The organism is Streptomyces sp. NBC_00289 (assembly GCF_041435115.1).
GTDB lineage: Bacteria > Actinomycetota > Actinomycetes > Streptomycetales > Streptomycetaceae > Streptomyces.
Map to the genome: position 1 here is coordinate 2,448,370 of NZ_CP108046.1, position 18,673 is coordinate 2,467,042.

An 18,673-nucleotide genomic window follows, 5' to 3' on the forward strand; every position below is an offset into this window, starting at 1 on the left:
ACTCTTTTCTCAGGTCAGGCGCCGCGGGGCCGGTGCGGTCGTACCGGATTGAACGGGTCCGTCAGCCGATGGCGTCGTACCGGACCCGGTGGCACAGCGCGGGGATCTCGCCGGAGGCCAGGCGCGGCAGCACGTCGGGCAGTTCCTCGAAGGCGCACTCCCCGGTGACGAGGGCGTCGAGAGCCGGGTCGGCGAGCAGGTCGAGCGCGAGCGCGAGCCGGTCGGCGTACGTACGGCTGGAGCGGCGGGCCGGGGACACCGTGCCGACCTGGCTGCTGCGGATGACGAGCCGGCGGGAGTGGAAGGCCTCGCCCAGCGGGAGGCTGACATGCCGGTCGCCGTACCAGCTCAGTTCGAGGACGGTGCCTTCGGCGGTGAGCAGTTCCAGAGCGCGGGCGAGACCCTGCTCGGTGGCGCTGGCGTGGACGACGAGGTCGCACTCGCCGAGCGCGTCGGCCGGCAGGGCGAAACCCACACCGAGGGCCTCGGCGATCTTCGCCCGGGCGGGATCGGCGTCGACCAGCTGGACCCGGACACCCGGGAAACGGCCCAGCAGGGCGGCCACCGAGCAGCCCACCATGCCGCCGCCGACCACGGCGATCCGGTCGCCGACCAGCGGCGCCGCGTCCCACAGCGCGTTCACCGCGGTCTCGACGGTGCCGGCGAGTACCGCGCGTTCCGCGGGCAGGCTCTCGGGCAGCGGCGTCACGGCGCTCACCGGAACGACGTACCGGGTCTGGTGCGGATAGAGGCAGAACACGGTCCGTCCGACCAGGTCCCGCGGCCCCTCCTCCACCACTCCCACGCTGAGGTAGCCGTACTTCACCGGGGCGGGGAAGTCCCCCTCCTGGAACGGCGCCCGCATGGCCGCGTGCTGGCTCTCGGGCACCCCGCCCCGGAAGACGAGGGTCTCCGTGCCGCGGCTGACCCCGGACCAGAGCGCCCGCACGAGAACCTCGTCCTCGCCGGGGTCCGGCAGGGCGACCTCACGGATCTCGCCCTGACCGGGAGAGCTGAGCCAAAAGGCGCGTGCGGAGCGCTTCATCGGCATCCTCCTGAACGATCGGCAACCGGTGCACGTACCGAGGAGTGCACAGGTCGCGCACAGTACGCGGCCTTGATCAAATCTGTCACCTGGCCGGAGGATGTGCGGTGGCCCTGAACAACACGTACGAAGCAAGGCTGGTCCAGCAGGAGACCGCTGTGGGGGCGGGCGTGCAGGTCCTGTTGCTGGCTCTGCTCGGCACGGCGATAGGCATGGGGCCGGCGGGCTGGCTCACCGGCCTCGCCTTCGCCATCGCCACCTGGGCGGTCCTCTCCCGGGCGCTGCACCGTTCCCGGCCGCGGTCCTTCGGCCCGGCCAACCGGGTGACCCTGGGCCGGGCGACCCTGGTGGGCGGTGTGACGGCGCTGGTCGCGGACTCCTTCGAGAGCTCGCCGCCCGTGACGCTGTTCGTGGGCCTGACCGCGGTGGCGCTGATCCTCGACGGCGTGGACGGCAAGGTGGCCCGCGCCACCGGCACCTCGACCCCGCTGGGCGCGCGGTTCGACATGGAGGTCGACGCGTTCCTCATCCTGGTCCTCAGTGTGTACGTCTCGATGTCCCTGGGCCCGTGGGTCCTGCTGATCGGCGGCATGCGGTACGCCTTCGTCGCCGCGGCCCGCGCCCTTCCCTGGCTGAACGCCCCCCTCCCCCCGAGCACCGCCCGCAAGACGGTCGCCGCGCTCCAGGGCGTCCTCCTGCTGCTGGGCGCCTCGGCGCTGCTGCCGTACACGGGCACCTTCGCGGTCGTCGCGGTGGCGCTGGCGCTGCTGGTCTGGTCGTTCGGCCGGGACATCGTGTGGCTGTGGCGCACGTCCCGGATGGAGGAGGAGTGCCTGACGGAGGAGTGCCTGGCGACGGAGCACCTGGCGGAGGTGCTGGAGCTGATGCCAGAGCGGGAACGGATCGCTTCCTGAACAGTCGCGGGGCGGTCTGCGCCGAGAGGCCGCGGGGCGAACTGCGCCGAGAGACCGCGAGGTGATCTGCGCCGAGAGACCGCGAGGTGATCTGCGCCGAGAGACCGCGAGGCGATCCGGGCGGCCGACGGCGGCCGACGGCGGCCGACGGCGGCCGCCGCGCGCCGCCCGACCGACGGGGAGGTCATCCGGCCGCCACGAGTTCTCCTGCCGGGGCGAGGCGTTCGGCCGCGGGCGCGGGTGTACGACGCCGGGACCGCCGGCGCGGCCACCGCACTCCCCCGGCCGCGGTCACCGCGAACGCGCCGTGAGAACGGGCCGCCGCATTCCCCATGGGGTGTCCGACGGCCCGAGCGGTATCAAGCAGCGGCGTCCCGAGGCCGCGTTCGTGATCGCCCGCGACTACCCCTTCTGCTCCACCCGCACCCAGTCCACCTCCGCCCGCACTCCACCGCCCGCGATCCGGTCCACGCTCGACTGGGGCAGGCCCCAGTAGGGGGTCGTGACCTGGTTCCAGCCGGCCGGGTACGCGCCGCCGAGGGCGAGGTTGAGGATCACGTACTGGTTGTGGCCGAAGACCCACTGGCCCCGGGTGGACTCGAGCTTGTTGCGGGTCGTCTCCTGGACGAGGCGGTCGTCCACGAAGAAGCGCATGCCGGTCGGCGTCCACTCCACGGCGTACGTGTGCCAGTCGTCGGCCCGGCCGCCGTTCGGGTAGGTCTGGCGGGCGCCGATGTTGCCGTCCGCGGAGTAGCCGGGGCCGTGCAGGGCGGAGCTGGTCCAGTCGGCGTAGCCGATGTTCTCCATGATGTCGGTCTCGCCGGAGGCGGGCCAGGACACGGACGGGTCGTCGACGTTGCTGCCCAGCAGCCAGAAGGCGGGCCAGAATCCGTCACCGACGGGCAGCTTCATGCGGGCGCTGACCCGGCCGTAGGTGAAGTCGAACCTGGTGTTGGTGTCGATACGGCCGGACGTGAAGTCGTAGGTGCCGCCGCCCGCCGAGGTGCAGCCCTTGCAGTACTTGGCGCCCAGGACCAGACTCCCGTTCTCCGTACGGACGTTGTCCGTCGAGTCGACGTACGCCTGCGACTCGCCGTTGACCGGACCCATCTCCGAGCCGGTCCTGACCACACGCCACTTGGTGCGGTCGAGGGCGGCGGAGGTGAAGTCGTCGAAGAACGTGGTCCGGTACGTGCCCGGCTGCTCGCCGGGCAGCGCGGGGTAGGCGGCCGAGGCACTGCCGCCGGTGCCCCAGACCTGGAACTCGTAGAGCGAGTAGCCGAACTGGGCCGTGGAGGGGGCCGGGTTGTAGAAGGAGCGGCGCTCCTTGCCGAGCATGCGGACGTAGCGGCCGGTGACCGGCTGCGGCAGCTTCACGCTGTCGTGCAGGCCCACCGCGTCGCCGGGCGACTTGACGTTCCCGCGGCGGGCGGCGATCTCGGTGGCGGAGGGCTGGTGGACCGTGCGCCAGGTGCGGTTGTCGTCGGAGACCTGGAGCTGGTAGTCGACCGCGTAGGCGGCCTCCCAGTACAGGTCGACCGTGTCGATCGTCGAGGCCGCGCCGAGGTCGACCGTGACCCAGCGGTCCGCGTTCCAGTCGCTGGACCAGCGCGTCGCGTCGTCCTTGAGATTGGCGGGGTACCCCCCGTCGGTCACGAACGCCGGTGAGTTGCCCGCGTGTTGGTAGAGGTTCGAGTAGGCCGGGTGGTTCAGGGCCAGGTTGGCGCGGGTGGTGGAGGCGGGGGCGGGCTCGCCGCCGTAGACCTTGAAGGAGTAGAGCGAGTAGCCGTACGGCGTGGCGCGCTCCAGGCCGCGCAGCCGGAGGTAGCGGCCTGTCACCTCCTGGGGGTACGTGTGCGCGGTGACCGAGCCTCCGGTGCCGGCGGTCTCCGTGTAGAACGGCGTCCAGTCGGTGCCGTTCTTCGACGCCTCCAGGACGTACCGCTTGCCGTAGGCGGCCTCCCAGTCCAGGACGACGCGGTCGACGCGGATGGTCGCGCCCAGGTCGAGGCGGATCCAGGCGTCGTCGGCGAAGTCGCTGGACCAGCGGGTGGCGCCGTTGCCGTCGAACGCGAGGCCGGGGGCGGTACCGCCGTTCTCGCTGCCGGAGGCGGTGACGGCGGCCGGGTCGGCGGCGTACGCGGTGGCCGCGCGGTCGGCGTCCCAGGCGGCGGCCGCCGCGGGCGCCGCGGCCGCGGCCGGCGCCACGAGGGCCGGACCGGCGCTCAGCAGGGCCAGGGCTGCGACGGCGGTCAGAAGGGGGCGGGGAGTGCGAGCGGTGCGTGGCGACATGCGGCTCTCCTCGGTGCGAGACAGTGACACTTCCTGTCGTGCTCATGACATTGCGACCGGCGTGCCGGAACGGCACTCCGAGGCGGGGCGCGGTGGACGCGGGCTCCCGCACCCGCGTCCGCCACGCCCCCGCCTTCAGGCGGCCTTCGTCACCCGGAGAGGGTGGCTTCAGGCTGCCTTCGGCACCCCCTCACGGTGGCTGCGGATGATCTCCCCGTACCGGTGCCCGGTCCCCTTGATGGTGCGGGCCTGGGTCCGGTAGTCCACGTGGACGAGGCCGAAGCGCTTGTCATAGCCGTACGCCCACTCGAAGTTGTCCAGCAGGGACCAGGCGAAGTAACCGGCCAGCGGGGCCCCCTTGCGGGCGGCGGCGGCGCACGCCGCGAGGTGGCCCGCCAGGTAGTCCTGGCGCTCGGGGTCCTCGACCGTGCCGTCGGGGCGTACGACGTCGGGGAAGGCGGAGCCGTTCTCGGTGACGTACAGCTTGCGGGCGCCGTAGTCGTCGGTGAGGCGGAGCAGGAGGGCTTCGATGCCGCTCGCGTCGATCTCCCAGTCCATGCCGGTGCGCGGGACGCCGGGGCGTCGCACGGAGCGGACGTGCGGTGCCGGGCCGGTGGGGTCGTCGGCGACCGTCGCCGGGAAGTAGTAGTTCAGGCCCAGCCAGTCCAGGGGAGCGGCGATCGTCTTCACGTCCCCTTCGCGTTCCGGGAGTTCGACGCCGTAGAGCTCGCGCATGTCGGCCGGGAAGCCGCGGCCGTGGACCGGGTCGAGCCACCAGCGGTTGGTGTGGCCGTCCATGCGGCGGGCGGCCGCCAGGTCCTCCGGCCGGTCGGTGGCCGGGTGCACGGTGGACAGGTTGTTGACGATGCCGACCTCGGCGGCGGGGACCGCCGCGCGGATCGCCTGGACGGCGAGGCCGTGGCCGAGGAGGAGGTGGTAGGAGGCGCGGACGGCGGCCGTCAGGTCGGTCAGGCCCGGGGCCATCGTGCCTTCCAGGTGGCCGATCCAGGCGGAGCACAAGGGTTCGTTGAGGGTGGCCCAGTGGGTGACACGGTCGCCGAGGCGTTCCGCCACGACCGAGGCGTACGCGGCGAAGTGCTCGGCCGTCGCCCGCTCCGGCCAGCCGCCGCGGTCCTGGAGGACCTGCGGCAGGTCCCAGTGGTAGAGGGTGACGGACGGCGTGATGCCCGCTTCCAGCAGGCCGTCGACCAACTCGTCGTAGAAGGCGAGGCCCTTGGGGTTGACGGGTCCGTCGCCGCCGGGCACGACGCGCGGCCAGGAGACCGACAACCGGTAGGCGTTGGTGCCGAGCCGGCGCATCAGGGCGATGTCCTCGCGCCAGCGGTGGTAGTGGTCGCAGGCGACGTCGCCGTGGTCGTCGCCCGCGATCTTCCCGGGGGTGTGCGAGAAGGTGTCCCAGATCGACGGCGAGCGGCCGTCCTCCGCCACGGCTCCCTCGATCTGGTACGCCGAGGTGGCCGTGCCCCAGAGGAAGTCGTGCGGGAGTGCGGCGAGGTCGATGGTCACAGAAGTCCCTTTGTGTGCGGCGGAGTCGGTCACTTGACGGCGCCCGCCGTCAGCCCGGCGACGAGATAGCGCTGGAGCAGCAGGAAGCCGGCGACCACGGGGAGGCTGACGACCAGCGAGGCGGCCATGATCTGGTTCCAGTACACGTCGTTGAGCGTGGAGTAGCCCTGGAGGCCGACGGCGAGGGTGCGGGTGGTGTCGTTGGTCATGACGGAGGCGAAGAGGACCTCGCCCCAGGCGGTCATGAACGCGTAGACGGCGACCGCGACGATGCCGGGGATCGCGGCCGGCACGACCACGCGGAACAGCGCGCCGAGCGGGCCGCAGCCGTCCACCAGCGCCGCCTCGTCCAGGTCGCGCGGCACCGAGTCGAAGTACCCGATCAGCATCCAGATCGAGAACGGCAGGGAGAAGGTGAGGTACGTCAGGATCAGGCCGCCGCGGGAGCCGAACAGGGCGATGCCGGTGGCGTTGCCGATGTTGACGTAGAGGAGGAAGAGCGGGAGCAGGAAGAGGATGCCGGGGAACATCTGCGTCGACAGGACGGTGACCGTGAAGACGCGCTTGCCGCGGAAGTCGTAGCGGCTGACGGCGTACGCGGAGAAGACCGCGATGACCACCGAGCAGACCGTCGCCGCGCCCGCCACGATCAGCGAGTTCACGAAGTAACGCGCGAGCGGGACCGTCGACCAGATGTCGATGTACGGGCGGACGGTGAGGCCGCTCGGCAGCCAGCGGAACTCGCCCGTGACGTCGGCGAGGGGCTTCAGGGAACTGGAGACCATGACGTACACGGGCAGCAGGACGAAGCCGGTGAGCAGGGTGAGGAAGATCCGCCGGGACCAGTGGAAGGACCGCGGCGGGGCCATCGGGGAGGCCGGGGAGCTAGGCATCGGTGGTGGCCCTCCGTCCGCGCGAGGTGAGCACGAGGTAGCCGCCCGTCACGACGAGCAGGAACAGCAGGAGCAGGACGGACATGGCGGAGCCGGTGCCGAAGTTCCAGGTGACGAAGGACGCCTGGTAGATGTGCACCGAGATGAGGTCCGCCGCCTCCGGCGCCGTCCGGCCGAACAGGACGAACGGTGTGTTGAAGTCGTTGAAGGTCCACAGGAACAGGACGAGGACCAGCACCTGGTTGACCGGGCGCAGGGACGGCAGGGTGATGCGGCGGATCTGCTGCCACATCCCAGCGCCGTCCAGGGCGGCCGCCTCGTACAGCTCGCGGGGGATGTTCTGCAGACCGGCCATGACGATGAGGAAGGCGAACGGCCAGCCCTTCCACACCGACACGGTGAGCAGGGCGTAGAAGGCGTTGTCGCCGATGAGCCAGAAGGAGGGCTTGTCGGTGAGGTGCAGCTGGTCGTGCAGGACGTGGTTCACCAGGCCGTTGTCGTGCTGGAACATGAAGACCCAGGTGATGACGGCCGTGTACACCGGCAGGGCGTACGGGACGAGGAACAGGGCGCGCAGCAGGCCACGGCCGCGGAAGGTGTCCTGCATGTAGATCGCGGCCGCGGTGCCGATCAGCCAGCACAGGGCGACGGAGAGCAGGGTGAAGGCGACGGTGACCAGGAACGAGTGCAGCAGCGCCTCGCCGACGGGGGCGTCGAAGTCCACCGACACGGAGTAGTTGTCGAGGCCGGACCAGGGCGCGGTGCCCCAGTCGCGGATGTAGAACTGGGTGAGTTCCCTGAAGCTCATCACGATGCCGATCACCATCGGCACGAGGTGGACGAGGAGTTCGAGGACCAGGGCGGGCAGGAGCAGCAGGTAGGGCAGTCCGATGCGGCGGATCCGGTCGGTACGGCGGCGGCGCGGTCCGCGCGCCGCCGCCGTACCGGGACCGGAGGGGTTCTTGCGCACGGCGGCCTCTGCGGTGGCAGTGGTCGTCACGGCATCGCTCACTTCGTCGGCATCTGCTGCTGGGCCTTCTCGAGCTTCGCCTTCACCGACTCGTCGGTGACCGCCCGTCCGGCGGCCGCGTCGGCGAACAAACTCTTGATCGCGGTACCTACGGCCGTCTCGAACTGCGACTCGTCGGCGACCTGGGGCAGGGCGGCGGCGCTGCCGGCGAGGGTGTCCTTGAGGACGGAGTTCGCCGGGCTGTTGAAGGCGGGGTCCGACTGGGCGGTCTTCACCGGCGGGATGGAGCTGTACGCGGTGTTGAGGATCTTCTGTTCCGCGTCGCCGGTCATGAACTTCACGAACTTCCGCGCGCCACTGAGGTTGTCGGTGTTCTTGAAGACGGCCAGGTTGATGCCGGCGACCATGGAGTTGACGTTGGCGCCGGTACCGGGGGTGCCGGACTGCACGGGAACGGGGGCGATGCCGTAGTCGGCCTCGTTCATGCCCTGGGACGTGAGGTTGGCGGACGCGGACTGCCACAGCAGCATCGCGTTCTTGCCCTTGGCGAAGTCGCTCACGGACTGGTTCTGGGCGTACTCCGCGTTGCCCGGCGCGATGATCTTGTCCTTGGCCATCAGGTCGACGTACTGCTTGACGGCGCTGACGACCCCGCTGTTGGTGAAGTCGGCCTTGCCGTCGGCGGTGAAGAAGTCGGCGCCGTGCTGCTTGGCGAACACGAAGGCGTGGTGGATGTTCTCCGACGGGTTGGAACCCTCCGCGCCCAGGCCCCACTTGCCGTCCTTGGAGAGTTTCTTGCCGTCGGCGATCAGCTCGTCCCAGGTGGCCGGCGGACCGGCGATGCCGGCGTCGGCGAACGCCTTCTTGTTGTAGTAGAGCGCGTACGCCATCGAGTACAGCGGTACGGCGGCCGGGTCCTTGCCCTGCGCTCCGGTGGAGCCGAGCGCCGAGTCGACGAAGCGGTCCCGGCCGCCGATCGCGGCGAAGTTCTTCGCGTCCCACGGCAGCAGTCCCCCCGTGGCCTGCAGTGAGGCGCTCCAGGTGTTGCCGATGTTGAGGACGTCGGGGCCCTGGCCGGAGGTGGTCGCGGTGAGGATCCGGTTCAGCAGGTCCGACCAGGGGACGACCTCCAGTTTCACCTTGACGCCCGTCTGCTTCTCGAACTTGTCGAGTTCGGGCTGGAGGACCTTCTTGTCGATCTCGATGCTGGCGCCCTGGTTGGAGGCCCAGTAGGTGAGCGTCTTGGGCGAGTCGTCGGACCCGCCCGTCGACGAACCGCCGCCGCAGGCCGAGGCGGCGAGCGCGAGAGAGAGGGTGACGGCGCCTACGGCCGCGGCTCGGATGCTGCGCATGGCTCCCGGGTGTCCCTTCCGGAGTTCTTCATGGCTTAATTTAGGACGTGAGTTAAACCTCGGAAGACAGTCGCGTCAAGGGGTGCGGCACAGCTTGCACGACTCCGGTCGCACCTCTTGACGCGCCCGTTCGGTTAGTTGAAGCATTCCCCGGCGAGAGAGCGCTCCCAGAACGTCCCCCGTTCACTTCCCGAACAGGAGAGCCGCCCCATGCCCCACACCCCCGATTCACCCTCCCTGCGCCGCAGAACCGTGCTCGCCGCCGCGGCGACCGCCCCCGCCCTGGCCGCAAATCGCCGCCGTGCCCGCGGCGGCGGCCTCGTCGGCCAAGAGCCCGCGCGCCCTGCCCGGCGGCGGCGACCTCGGTCCGAACGTCATCGTCTTCGACCCCAACACACCAGGTATACAAGCCAGGTTGGACGAGGTGTTCGCCCGGCAGGAGTCGGCCCAGTTCGGCACCGGCCGCTACGCGCTGCTCTTCAAGCCCGGTACCTACCACGGGCTCAACGCCCAGCTCGGCTTCTACACCTCGATCGCCGGCCTCGGCCTGTCCCCCGACGACACGACCATCAACGGGGACGTGACGGTCGACGCCGGCTGGTTCAACGGCAACGCGACGCAGAACTTCTGGCGTTCGGCGGAGAACCTCGCGCTCGTCCCCGTCAACGGCACCAACCGCTGGGCGGTCGCCCAGGCGGCCCCCTTCCGCCGGATGCATGTCCGCGGCGGCCTCAACCTCTCCCCCACCGGCTACGGTTGGGCGAGCGGCGGCTACATCGCCGACAGCCGCATCGACGGCCAGGTGGGACCGTACTCGCAGCAGCAGTGGTACACCCGGGACAGCGCGATCGGCAGCTGGCTCAACGGGGTCTGGAACATGGTGTTCTCGGGCGTCCAGGGCGCGCCGGCGCAGAGCTTCCCGAACCCGCCGTACACCACGCTCGACACCACTCCCGTCTCCCGGGAGAAGCCGTTCCTGTACCTGAACGGCAGTGAGTACCGGGTCTTCCTGCCGGAGAAGCGGACGAACGCCCGCGGTGTGACCTGGGGCAACGGCACACCGCGGGGCACCTCGCTGCCGCTGTCGCAGTTCTATGTCGCCAGGCCCGGCGTCTCCGCGGCCACCCTCAACCAGGCCCTCGCGCAGGGGCTCCATCTGCTGCTGACCCCGGGGATCTACCACCTGGACCAGCCGGTCCAGGTGAACCGCGCGGGCACCGTCGTCCTGGGCCTCGGGTACGCCACGCTGATCCCCGACAACGGCGTCACGGCGCTGAAGGTCGCGGACGTCGACGGCGTCCGGCTGGCCGGCTTCCTCGTCGACGCCGGACCGGTCAACTCCGCCACCCTGCTGGAGGTCGGGCCGCCCGGCGCGTCGCGGGACCACTCCGCCAACCCGACCACCGTGCAGGACGTGTTCATCCGGATCGGCGGGGCGGGCGCCGGCAAGGCCACCACCAGCATGGTGATCAACAGCCGCCACACCATCGTCGACCACACCTGGGTCTGGCGCGCCGACCACGGCACCGGCGTCGGCTGGGAGACCAACCGGGCCGACTACGGCGTCGTCGTCAACGGCGACGACGTACTCGCCACCGGCCTGTTCGTGGAGCACTTCAACAAGTACGACGTGCAGTGGTCGGGGCAGCGCGGCCGCACGATCTTCTTCCAGAACGAGAAGGCGTACGACGCCCCCAACCAGGCCGCGATCCAGAACGGCTCGGTCAAGGGGTACGCGGCGTACAAGGTCGGCGACAACGTGACCGCGCACGAGGGCTGGGGCCTGGGCAGTTACTGCTACTACAACGTGGACCCGACGATCGTGCAGCACAACGGCTTCGCGGCCCCGAACCGGCCGGGCGTGAGGTTCCACAACCTGCTCGTCGTCTCCCTCGGCGGCCAGGGCCAGTACGAGCGCGTCATCAACGAGACGGGGGCGCCCACCTCGGGTACCTCCACCGTGCCGTCGACGGTGGTGTCGTACCCCTGACCCGACCTGCCGCAGCGGCTCCCGTCCGTGTCCCCGTGTCGGACACGGACGGGATGACACGGACGGGAGCCGCCTCGCGCCTACCGCGCCGGCGTCACGGCCGGCGCCGGCGCGTAACCGGCGGGCCGGGCCGTGAAGGTGCCGCGGCCCTGGGTGCGGCTGCGCAACCGGGTCGCGTAGCCGAAGAGTTCGGCCAGCGGCACGGTGGCGGTGACCGCCGCCGTACCGGCGCGCGCGACCGAACCGGAGACCCGGCCGCGCCGGGCCGCCAGGTCGCCGAGGACACCGCCGACCGCGTCGTCGGGCACGGTGACCGTGACCTCGACAACCGGTTCGAGCAGCACCGACACGCAGGCCCGCAGGGCTTCCCGCAGACCCAGACGGCCCGCCGTGCGGAAGGCGGTCTCCGAGGAGTCCTTCACATGGGTCGCCCCGTCGGTCAGGGTGACGCGCAGCCCGGTCACCGGATGGCCGCCCAGCGGCCCGTCGCCGAGGGCGTCACGGCAGCCGGCCTCGACCGCGCGGACGTACTCCTGCGGCACCCGCCCGCCCACCACGGCGGACCGGAACTCGAACCCGGCCGCCTGGTCCAGCGGCTCCACGTCGAGGACGACATGGGCGAACTGGCCCGCCCCACCGTCTTGTTTGACGTGCCGGAAGACCAGACCGGACACCCCGCGGGCGACCGTCTCGCGGTAGGACACCCGGGGCCGGCCGACGGTCACCGCCAGCCCGTGGGCGCGCCGGAGCTTCTCCACCGCGACCTCCAGGTGCAGTTCACCCATGCCCGACAGCACGGTCTGACCGGTCTCGGGGTCGGTCCGGACCACCAGTGACGGATCCTCCTCGGCGAGCCGTGCCAGCGCCGTGGCGAGCCGGTCGCCGTCGGTGGCGCCGCGCGCCTCGACGGCCACGGACACGACCGGCTCGGCGACACCCGGCGGTTCGAGGACGAGCGGAGCCCCGGGGGCGCACAGCGTGGCGCCGACGCGGGCGGACTTCAGCCCTGCGACGGCCACGATGTCACCCGCCACCGCCCGGTCCAGCCGTTCGTGCCGGTCCGCCTGCACCCGCAGGATCCGACCGACGCGCTCGGTGCGCCCCGCTCCCGCGTCCCACACCGTGTCCCCCCTCTCCAGCGTTCCCGAATAGATCCGCAGGTACGTCAGTCGTCCCGTCGTCGTCGCGTTCACCTTGAACGCGAGCGCCGCCAGCGGGCCCGCCGGGTCGGCGGCCCGCTCCTGCTCCGCCCCGTCGTGCGTGCCGCGTACGGCGGGTACGTCGAGCGGGGACGGCAGGTACGCCACCACGGCGTCGAGCAACGGCTCGATCCCGCGGTTGCGGTAGGCGGAGCCGCACAGCACGACCAGACCGTCGCCGCTGCGGGTGAGCTCCCGCAGCGCGGCGGCGAGGGTCTCCGGTGCGAGGGCGGAGCGCTCACAGAACTCCTCCAGTGCTCCCGGGTGGAGTTCCGCCACCGCCTCCTCCAACAGCCGGCGCCGCCGCCGCGCCTCCTCACGCAACTCCTCCGGTACGGGCCCCTCCTCGGCCGCTTCCGTCGCCTCGGCCCAGGTCAGCGCACGCAGCCGGAGCAGATCGACGACGCCGGAGAAACCGTGCTCCGTCCCGATGGGCAACTGCACCACCAGCGGGGCCGGGTGCAGCCGCTCCCGGATCGAGGCGACGGCCGTGTCGAGGTCGGCGCCCGCGCGGTCGAGTTTGTTGACGAACGCGATCCTCGGCACGCCGTGCCGGTCGGCCTGCCGCCACACGGACTCGCTCTGCGGCTCGACCCCGGCGACGGCGTCGAAGACCGCGACCGCGCCGTCGAGGACACGCAGCGAACGCTCCACCTCGTCGGCGAAGTCGACATGGCCCGGCGTGTCGATCAGGTTGATCCGGTGGCCGTTCCAGGCGCAGCTGACCGCCGCGGCGAAGATGGTGATCCCCCGGTCGCGCTCCTGCGGGTCGAAGTCGGTGACGGTGGTGCCGTCATGGACCTCACCGCGCCGGTGCGTGGCTCCGGTGGTGTAGAGGATCCGCTCGGTGACGGTGGTCTTGCCGGCGTCGACGTGGGCGAGGATGCCCAGGTTGCGGACGGAGGTGAGCGGGTCGGTGTGGGTGCGCACGGCCCATGGCCTTTCGGTCGATCAGGAAAGGGGCAGCGCGATCGCCGGACTCTGACGGCCCCTCAACAGGGTTGCGCGGCAACGGTGTTCGAGCTGCGGCGTACGGGACGTACGACGCTTACGGGCTGTAAGAACACCGGTGGCGGCAGGCTGGCGTCAGACCTTCGTCACGGCTTCCGGTGCCGGCCGCGCAGCGGGCACCAGGCGGACGAGGACACCAGGATCACCTCGTACCGGGATCGGGGAACGACGACGGCGGTGTGGTCACGCACGGCCGGGCTCCCCTCACTGGTCGGGCTGGTCATGACGTGCGCGGACCACCGTGACGGGGCGCGCGCAGGTCGCCTCGTGAGTGTAGGGAAGCGGGGGCGGGCGGGGCACCGGGTTTTCTCCGGGCGCGAGTCCGGTCTGCCGGGGCAGGCGTCCCTACCGGGGAGGCGGAGGCTCGGCGACGACCGCCGCCGCGTCACCGGTGCCGGTGACGCTCACGGTCGTGGTTCCCGTGCCACGTCCGGTCCGAGGTACACGCGCAGGCCGCCCACCCGGTCGTGGGTCCAGGAGCGGGCGTAACGGGGCGGGTGGCCGCCGGGCGGCACCAGGACGGCGACGGGAATCTGTCCGGCGGTCCGCCGGATGCCCTTCACCGTGGTGTTGGCGTTGTGTCCGCCGGTCGACGCCGACGAGCAGCCGGCGTAGAACCCGATGGGGATGTTCTCGAATCCGGTGACCAGGCAGGGCGCGCTGACGCCCAGCCGGTTCAGTTCGGCGGCGGTGCGCGCCCAGTCCTGGTGGGCGGCGTCGGTGCGCTGGACGGTGCGGTCCAGCACGACGTACTGCACGGCCAGGTGTCCGGCCAGCCCGAGCGCCACCAGCAGTACGGCGAACGGTCGCCGGGACCGGCTCGTCGCGCCGACCAGGTGCACGAGCGCGTCGGCGACCGGGAGGGCGAGCAGCGCGTAGGCGGGCAGCAGGAAGCGCGGGGCGGCGTATCCGATCATGAAGAGGTAGGGGACGGCAACCGTCGTGGCGCAGGCCAGTGGCACCAGCGTCGCCGCGGTGCGGCGGGCCCGGACGGCGATCACGAGCCCGAGGACGGCGAACAGGGGAAGCGCGTACCACCACAGCGTCACGGCCGGATGGGGCATGGCGCCGCCGCACGGGCGGCACAGCGCCCGCCCGCCCATACTGCGCAGTTGGTCGGCGACGGCCACGTGCCAGCCGAGACCGCCCTGGATCAGGGAGGCGTCGGACAGCCGCCGGCCGAGGCCGCCGTAGGAGACGTACGCCTCGATGACCCACTCGGCCGCGCCCGCGGCCAGGCCCACGAGCAGAGCGGCCAGCAGCGCGGGGCGCCGCCACCGTCGTACCCCCACCAGCAGGACGAGCAGCGGCACGACCGCCCAGACGGCGTCCGTGGGACGCATCCAGCCCATCAGGGCGGCACTCAGACCGACGCCCCAAAGGGCCCGGTGGTCACGGCTGTTGGCCTGCGCGTGCAGGAAACAGCCGGTGCCGGCCAGGGCGCCGACGGCGACCCAGTAGTTCGGCATGGCCTGCGGCCCGTAGAACATCGTCACCCAGAGGGAGACGAACAGGGCGCCCCCGATCGCGCGCACCCGCACCGGGAAGATGCCCCGCCAGGCGCGCAGCGCCAGGAAGAGGCCGAGGCCGGCCAGCACCGCCAGATAGACCCGCAGCAGCACGACGGACGAGGACCACGACGCGATCGGTGCGACCAGCAGCGGGACGCCGCGGGCGCGCGGCGCGCTGAAGAACGCGGCCGGCGCGTGCGGGCTGACCTGACTGACGTACACCGCCTCGTCCCAGCCGAGGCCCATCGCCGGTGGTACGAGGGCGAGTTGGGCCAGGACGAAGACGCCGGCCAGGACCGCGAGCCACCCTTCGCCCCGCACCCGCCACCACGGTCCGGCGACGGCCGGCGGCCGGAGCGGCCGATCGGTGCGGGACAGCGTGGCGTTACGGCCGACGGGCATGGCCCATCCTTCCCCCATGGTCTGTACTCCCGCTTTTCACCCTACAGTTCGACCGGCGAGGGCACGGCCGGGCCCGGACACCGCACGCGGCGAGTGACAGGGATGGCCGGGAACCGCTGGAACCGGCTCAGGTCCAGGCCGGAATCTGTCGGCGGGGCGGGGCGGGGCGAGGGCGGGGACGGGCGAGCGGTGGGGGCGACGTCCGCATGACGTGGAACGCGAAAAATGCGGATCGGGATGTTCCCGACCCGCATCGCGTTGCCACGGTGAAAAGTGCTGGTGTCCGAGGGGGGACTTGAACCCCCACGCCCGTTAAAGGGCACTAGCACCTCAAGCTAGCGCGTCTGCCATTCCGCCACCCGGACCAGGTGTCTGCCGCCCGGACGGGGGTGTTCCCCGCGGCGACGTGGACAACAATACCAAGCTTTCGGAGTGGCTTTCACCTGCATATCCACGCCCCGGCGGGGGTCCCGGGGGTGGGCGGAAGGTGCATCTACAGTCTCACCATGGGTGACTGGAAGACTACGGCCGGCTCGTCGCCGGGGCGGCGGCCCCGGGCGTTGTCACCGCTGCGGGAGCATCTGCGGGACACGTTCTGGTTCGCTCCCACCGCCGCCCTGGTGCTGGTGTTCGTGGTCTGGGCAGGGGCGTCGGCGGCGGACGAGGCGATCCTCACCGCGCTGCGTGACTCGGGTGACAAGGACGCCGTACGGGCTCTGCACGGGATCGCCGACGACGCGAGGACCGTCGTCACCACGGTCAGCGCGGCGATGATGACCTTCATCGGTGTGGTCTTCAGCATCTCGCTGGTCGCCGTGCAGATGGCCGCCGGGCAGCTCAGCCCCCGCGTCGTGCCGATCTTCGTGCGGAGCCGGATCACCAAGGCCACCTTCGCGGTGTTCCTGGCCACGTTCGTCCTGTCGCTGCTCGTCCTCGCCTCCTACGACAGCGAGCCCGACCCCACCCTGGTGTCCTCCACCCCGCTCATCCAGTCCGTCCTCACGTCGTTGATGGTGGGGCTGAGTGTGGTCCTCTTCGTGATGTACGTGAACTCGATGCTGCGGCTGATGCGGGTGGGGCACGTCGTGGATCTGATCACCGCGGAGTCGTTGCGGGTCGTCGCGGAGCTGCCGCCGGACGGGTCCGCCGACGAGGCGGACGGACTCGGGCCCGAGACCGCCCGTCTCGCCCATCACGGCAGCGCGGGGGTGCTGCGGGACGTCAACATCGCACGGCTCGTCCGTACGGCGCGGCGGCACGGCGTCGTGCTGCGGCTCATTCCCGGGGTCGGGGACTTCGTCGTGCCGGGCACTCCGGTGTTCGCCGTGCACGGGGGGCCGCTGACGAAGGGAGTGGCGGCGCTGCACTCCCATGTGTCGGTGAGCGCCGAGCGCACCTTCTACCAGGACCTCGGGTTCGGGCTGCGCCAGTTGTCGGACATCGCGCTGCGCGCCCTGTCGTCCTCCGTGAACGACCCGACGACAGCGGTGCAGGCCGTGGACCGCATCCTGCGGTTCCTGGCCGTGGTGGCGCGGCGTCCGCTCGGTGCCGCGCTGCACCGGGACCGGAAGGGCGCCGTACGGCTGGTGCGGCCCGTGCCGGGCTGGCCCGAACTCGTCGACCTCGCCCTGACCGAGATCCGGTGGGCCGCGGTGCACAGTCCGCAGGTCACCCGCCGGCTGCTGGCCGGGATCGACGATCTCCTCCGGGTCGTTCCGGCGGACCGCCGGGAGCCGCTGGTCCGGCATCGCTCGCTGCTGGTCCAGGCGGTGGAGCGGGCCGTGCCGGAGGCCGCGGACCGCGCGTTCGCACTGCACCCGGACCGGCAGGGCATCGGGTAGGCGCGGCCCCGCCGCCTGTCGGTCCGGCCGATCGACGGCAGCAGGTCACCACCGCCGCGGTGGGCGGCGTCCATGCGACGCCGCCCACCGCCCGTCACGGCATCAGGTGGTGGTCCGGGAAGTTCCCGGGCAGCCGCTCCCCCGCCGGGCCTCGTGTCACGGCCCGCACGAGGAGTTCCCCGCCGACGAACGCGCCCCGCCAGGACGCGCCGAACCCGCCGAACAACTCGTCGCGGTCGCCCCGGGAACGCGGTGTGCCGTGCCCGACCTTGAACGCGCGGATCTGCGGGGCCAGCCGCTCGAACGTCGCCCGGTCGTCCGTGGACAGGGTGGCCACCAGGGCTCCGTTGGAGGCGTTCATCGCGGCCAGCAGCTCCGCCTCCGTGTCGACCAGGACGATGGTGTCGACCGGGCCGAACGGCTCCGCGTGGTGCAGCGGAGAGGACGGTGGCGGATTGAGGAGCGTGACCGGCTGCACGTACGCCGAGGTGTCCTGACCGGGCAGGAAACGGGCGTCGGACAGCTTGCCGCGGTGCAGCGGTACGGCGCCGCGGTCGATCGCCTCGGCGACCTGGTCGTGCAGTTCCTTGGCCTTGGCCGCGTTGATCACCGGGCCGAAGTCCACCTGCGGGTAGGGGTCGTCGCGCTGCTCGACGGCGAGGGGGTGGCCGACCCGGAGCGTGCGGACCGCCGGGAGGTAGGCCGCCAGGAACTCGTCGAAGAGCTCACGCTGGACGACGAATCGCGGGTACGCCGTGCAGCGCTGCTTGCCGTAGTCGAAGAGCTTGGGGACGAGCGCCGTCAGCGCGTCCCAGTCGGTGTGGTTCCAGATGCCCCAGGTGTTGAGCCCCTCCTGTTCCAGGACGTGCCGTTTGCCGAGGTCGGCGACGGCCGTGGCCACCGCGGCGCCGGTGTCGCGGCCGCCGACGAAGGAGACGCAGCCGATCTCGGGCGCCCGCACCAGCGCCTCCGAGAGCTCGCCTCCGCTGCCGCTGACGAGAGTGACGGGTATCCCCTCCCGGGCTGCGAGCGCGCAGGCCAGGGTCAGGCAGGCGACACCGCCGTCGGTCGGGGTCTTGGCGATGACCGCGTTGCCCGCCAGCGCCTGGACCAGCAGTGCGTGCACGAGCACGCTCATCGGGTAGTTCCAGCTCGCGATGTTGGACACCGGGCCGTCCAGCGGGGCCCGACCGGCGAGCATCGGCTCGATGCCGTCGACGTACCACCGCACTCCGTCGATGGCCCGGTCGACGTCGGCCTGCGCGAGCCGCCAGGGCTTGCCGATCTCCCAGACGAGCAGGAGCGCGAGGAGGTCACGGTGTTCGGTGAGCGCGTCGAGGGTGGCGGCGACGCGGGCCCGGCGTTCGTCGAGGGCCACGTGCCGCCAGGCGCGGTGCTGGTCGAGGGAGGCGCGCACGGCCTGGTGGGCGGCGACCCGGTCCAGCCGCGGCGGGCCCGCGACGGGGCTGCCGTCGACGGGACTGGTGGCGGGCAGGGCCCGGCCGTCCGCCTGCCAGGCCGCGTTCCAGAGGTTCAGGACGCGGTCGTCGCGGAACGCCTCGGGAGCGACGGCCAGACAGCGTCGCCAGGCGTCGGTCCAGGACGTGCCCGCCTTGGGGGTGAGGGTGGTTGCCATTCGGTTGCTCCGCTCTCGGTGCACAGTCGGGGGCGGTGGTGCATGGCTGTGGAGGACGCTAGCGAGCCGCACGAACTCCTGAAAGTGACC

At 71.7% G+C, this 18,673-nt stretch carries 11 protein-coding genes, 1 tRNA gene and 1 pseudogene; 3 read left to right on the plus strand and 10 right to left on the minus strand.

Translation table 11 applies throughout. The features are described 5' to 3' along the window. Positions 1 to 61: 61 nt before the first annotated feature. Positions 62 to 1,045: a dehydrogenase gene (locus OG985_RS11550; RefSeq protein WP_371668201.1), complete on the minus strand. Its 984-nt coding sequence runs from the start codon at positions 1,043 to 1,045 to the stop codon at positions 62 to 64. A gap of 107 nt (positions 1,046 to 1,152) precedes the next feature. Between OG985_RS11550 and OG985_RS11555 the strand changes: the two genes are divergently transcribed. After that, positions 1,153 to 1,959, plus strand: coding sequence for a CDP-alcohol phosphatidyltransferase family protein (locus OG985_RS11555; protein WP_371668202.1), 807 nt, complete (start codon positions 1,153 to 1,155; stop codon positions 1,957 to 1,959). 402 nt (positions 1,960 to 2,361) lie between these two features. Here OG985_RS11555 and OG985_RS11560 read toward each other — a convergent pair whose 3' ends face one another. The 5 genes from OG985_RS11560 to OG985_RS11580 all read right to left on the minus strand — a co-directional run bounded on the left by OG985_RS11560 (position 2,362) and on the right by OG985_RS11580 (position 8,993). Beyond that, entirely contained in the window at positions 2,362 to 4,251 is a 1,890-nt protein-coding gene (locus tag OG985_RS11560) for a discoidin domain-containing protein (protein ID WP_371668203.1), read from the minus strand. 168 nt (positions 4,252 to 4,419) lie between these two features. After that, a complete protein-coding gene (locus OG985_RS11565; RefSeq protein ID WP_371668204.1) occupies positions 4,420 to 5,778 on the minus strand; it encodes a GH1 family beta-glucosidase in 1,359 nt (452 codons plus the stop codon). A gap of 29 nt (positions 5,779 to 5,807) precedes the next feature. Further along, on the minus strand, positions 5,808 to 6,647 hold the full coding sequence (locus OG985_RS11570) for a carbohydrate ABC transporter permease (protein ID WP_371674339.1): 840 nt from the start codon (positions 6,645 to 6,647) through the stop codon (positions 5,808 to 5,810). A gap of 16 nt (positions 6,648 to 6,663) precedes the next feature. Beyond that, positions 6,664 to 7,671 carry a carbohydrate ABC transporter permease gene (locus tag OG985_RS11575; RefSeq protein WP_371668205.1) on the minus strand — a complete coding sequence of 336 codons (1,008 nt, stop codon included), beginning with the start codon at positions 7,669 to 7,671 and terminating at the stop codon, positions 6,664 to 6,666. An 8-nt stretch (positions 7,672 to 7,679) separates the two neighbouring features. Beyond that, entirely contained in the window at positions 7,680 to 8,993 is a 1,314-nt protein-coding gene (locus OG985_RS11580; protein ID WP_371668206.1) for an ABC transporter substrate-binding protein, read from the minus strand. A 210-nt stretch (positions 8,994 to 9,203) separates the two neighbouring features. On the opposite strand from OG985_RS11580, the pseudogene OG985_RS11585 reads away from it, so the two are divergent. After that, positions 9,204 to 10,983 (plus strand): annotated as a pseudogene (locus OG985_RS11585) (coagulation factor 5/8 type domain-containing protein). An 80-nt stretch (positions 10,984 to 11,063) separates the two neighbouring features. Here OG985_RS11585 and fusA read toward each other — a convergent pair. The 3 genes from fusA to OG985_RS11600 form a co-directional block, all read right to left on the minus strand. After that, positions 11,064 to 13,112, minus strand: a complete 2,049-nt coding sequence (gene fusA, locus OG985_RS11590) for an elongation factor G (RefSeq protein WP_371668208.1) — start codon at positions 13,110 to 13,112, stop codon at positions 11,064 to 11,066. A gap of 485 nt (positions 13,113 to 13,597) precedes the next feature. Further along, entirely contained in the window at positions 13,598 to 15,106 is a 1,509-nt protein-coding gene (locus OG985_RS11595; protein ID WP_371668209.1) for a hypothetical protein, read from the minus strand. Between the two features lie 277 nt (positions 15,107 to 15,383). Then, a tRNA-Leu gene (locus OG985_RS11600) sits at positions 15,384 to 15,471 on the minus strand. Positions 15,472 to 15,612: 141 nt separating this feature from the next. Between OG985_RS11600 and OG985_RS11605 the strand changes: the two genes are divergently transcribed. Beyond that, positions 15,613 to 16,947 carry a DUF2254 domain-containing protein gene (locus OG985_RS11605; RefSeq protein ID WP_371668210.1) on the plus strand — a complete coding sequence of 445 codons (1,335 nt, stop codon included), beginning with the start codon at positions 15,613 to 15,615 and terminating at the stop codon, positions 16,945 to 16,947. A gap of 94 nt (positions 16,948 to 17,041) precedes the next feature. Here OG985_RS11605 and OG985_RS11610 read toward each other — a convergent pair whose 3' ends face one another. Next, entirely contained in the window at positions 17,042 to 18,583 is a 1,542-nt protein-coding gene (locus tag OG985_RS11610) for an aldehyde dehydrogenase family protein (RefSeq protein WP_371668211.1), read from the minus strand. Positions 18,584 to 18,673: the final 90 nt, after the last annotated feature.